Source organism: Bacillus sp. LQ16, assembly GCF_057784645.1.
In genome coordinates this window covers 85,001-87,500 of record NZ_CM173491.1, presented here as the reverse complement: position 1 = coordinate 87,500, position 2,500 = coordinate 85,001, and the positions used below count along the sequence as shown (strand labels likewise).

Below are 2,500 nucleotides of genomic sequence, written 5' to 3'. Positions count from 1 at the left end.
AACGCGCCCGAGAGGAGTCGAACCCCTAACCTCTTGATCCGTAGTCAAACGCTCTATCCAATTGAGCTACGGGCGCATATGGTGCCGAGGGCGGGGGTCGAACCCGCACGGTGGTCACCCACCGCAGGATTTTAAGTCCTGTGCGTCTGCCTGTTCCGCCACCCCGGCATGTCATATTGAAAATTGGAGCGGAAGACGGGATTCGAACCCGCGACCCCAACCTTGGCAAGGTTGTATTCTACCACTGAACTACTTCCGCAAGACATGTTTGAGATATTTTATTAAAAGTGCGGGTGAAGGGAGTCGAACCCCCACGCCAAAGGCGCTAGATCCTAAGTCTAGTGCGTCTGCCAATTCCGCCACACCCGCATATTTCATTAAAATGGTGAGCCATGAAGGATTCGAACCTTCGACCCTCTGATTAAAAGTCAGATGCTCTACCAACTGAGCTAATGGCTCTCAAAATTAAAACTGGTGCCGACTAGAGGACTTGAACCCCCAACCTACTGATTACAAGTCAGTTGCTCTACCAATTGAGCTAAGTCGGCTAAATGGTGGAGGATGACGGGATCGAACCGCCGACCCCCTGCTTGTAAGGCAGGTGCTCTCCCAGCTGAGCTAATCCTCCATTTGCCTGGCAACGTCCTACTCTCACAGGGACAAGGTCCCAAATACCATCGGCGCTAGAGAGCTTAACTTCCGTGTTCGGTATGGGAACGGGTGTGACCTCTCTGCCATCATTACCAGACTGTATTCATTTAAGACAAGAATTATTGTAACTCATTTAACTTCTAAAGTCAACAAGTTTTTTATATTCTTTCAAAACTAGATAACATTGCTTCATATTATATGGTTAAGTCCTCGATCTATTAGTATTCGTCAGCTCCACATGTCACCATGCTTCCACCTCGAACCTATCAACCTGATCATCTTTCAGGGATCTTACTAGCTTACGCTATGGGAAATCTCATCTTGAGGGGGGCTTCATGCTTAGATGCTTTCAGCACTTATCCCTTCCGCACATAGCTACCCAGCTATGCCCTTGGCAGAACAACTGGTACACCAGCGGTGCGTCCATCCCGGTCCTCTCGTACTAAGGACAGCTCCTCTCAAATTTCCTACGCCCACGACGGATAGGGACCGAACTGTCTCACGACGTTCTGAACCCAGCTCGCGTACCGCTTTAATGGGCGAACAGCCCAACCCTTGGGACCGACTACAGCCCCAGGATGCGATGAGCCGACATCGAGGTGCCAAACCTCCCCGTCGATGTGGACTCTTGGGGGAGATAAGCCTGTTATCCCCGGGGTAGCTTTTATCCGTTGAGCGATGGCCCTTCCATGCGGAACCACCGGATCACTAAGCCCGACTTTCGTCCCTGCTCGACTTGTAGGTCTCGCAGTCAAGCTCCCTTATGCCTTTGCACTCTACGAATGATTTCCAACCATTCTGAGGGAACCTTTGGGCGCCTCCGTTACACTTTAGGAGGCGACCGCCCCAGTCAAACTGCCCACCTGACACTGTCTCCCGGGTCGATAAGACCCGTAGGTTAGAATTTCAATACAGTCAGGGCGGTATCCCACCAGCGCCTCCACCGAAGCTAGCGCTCCGGTTTCAATGGCTCCCGCCTATCCTGTACAAACTGTACCAAAATTCAATATCAGGCTACAGTAAAGCTCCACGGGGTCTTTCCGTCCTGTCGCGGGTAACCTGCATCTTCACAGGTACTATAATTTCACCGAGTCTCTGGTTGAGACAGTGCCCAAATCGTTACACCTTTCGTGCGGGTCGGAACTTACCCGACAAGGAATTTCGCTACCTTAGGACCGTTATAGTTACGGCCGCCGTTTACTGGGGCTTCAGTTCAGAGCTTCGCTTACGCTAACCCCTCTCCTTAACCTTCCAGCACCGGGCAGGTGTCACCCCCTATACTTCGCCTTACGGCTTCGCAGAGAGCTGTGTTTTTGCTAAACAGTCGCTTGGGCCTATTCACTGCGGCTTTCCGTTAAGAAAGCACCCCTTCTCCCGAAGTTACGGGGTCATTTTGCCGAGTTCCTTAACCAGAGTTCTCTCGCACACCTTAGGATTCTCTCCTCGCCTACCTGTGTCGGTTTGCGGTACAGGCACCTTTTATCTCGCTAGAAGCTTTTCTTGGCAGCGGGGAATCAAAGACTTCGCTCCATAAGGAGCTTCCCCATCACAGCTCAGCCTTCACGATAAGCGGATTTGCCTACTTATCAGCCTAACTGCTTGGACGTGCACAACCAATCGCACGCTTCTTCTATCCTTCTGCGTCCCTCCATTGCTCAAACGATAAAGAGGTGGTACAGGAATATCAACCTGTTGTCCATCGCCTACGCCTGTCGGCCTCGGCTTAGGTCCTGACTAACCCTGAGCGGACGAGCCTTCCTCAGGAAACCTTAGGCATTCGGTGGACGGGATTCTCACCCGTCTTTCGCTACTCATACCGGCATTCTCACTTCTAAGCGCTCCACCAGTC

Annotated in this window: 7 tRNA genes and 2 rRNA genes (1 of these 9 only partly in view); all 9 read right to left on the bottom strand. The window is 51.8% G+C overall.

Annotated elements, in window-relative coordinates:
• Positions 1-2 precede the first annotated feature (2 nt).
• A tRNA-Arg gene (locus AC3EMB_RS00480) sits at positions 3-76 on the bottom strand.
• 3 nt (positions 77-79) lie between these two features.
• Positions 80-168, bottom strand: a tRNA-Leu gene (locus tag AC3EMB_RS00475).
• 16 nt (positions 169-184) lie between these two features.
• Positions 185-259, bottom strand: a tRNA-Gly gene (locus tag AC3EMB_RS00470).
• A 29-nt stretch (positions 260-288) separates the two neighbouring features.
• Positions 289-369 (bottom strand) — tRNA-Leu (locus AC3EMB_RS00465).
• A gap of 14 nt (positions 370-383) precedes the next feature.
• Positions 384-459 (bottom strand) — tRNA-Lys (locus AC3EMB_RS00460).
• Between the two features lie 13 nt (positions 460-472).
• Positions 473-548: transfer RNA gene (locus AC3EMB_RS00455), tRNA-Thr, on the bottom strand.
• Positions 549-552: 4 nt separating this feature from the next.
• Positions 553-628, bottom strand: a tRNA-Val gene (locus AC3EMB_RS00450).
• Positions 629-632: 4 nt separating this feature from the next.
• Positions 633-748: ribosomal RNA gene (gene rrf / locus AC3EMB_RS00445) — 5S ribosomal RNA — on the bottom strand.
• Between the two features lie 101 nt (positions 749-849).
• A 23S ribosomal RNA gene (locus AC3EMB_RS00440) occupies positions 850-2,500 on the bottom strand (it continues 1,271 nt past the right edge of the window).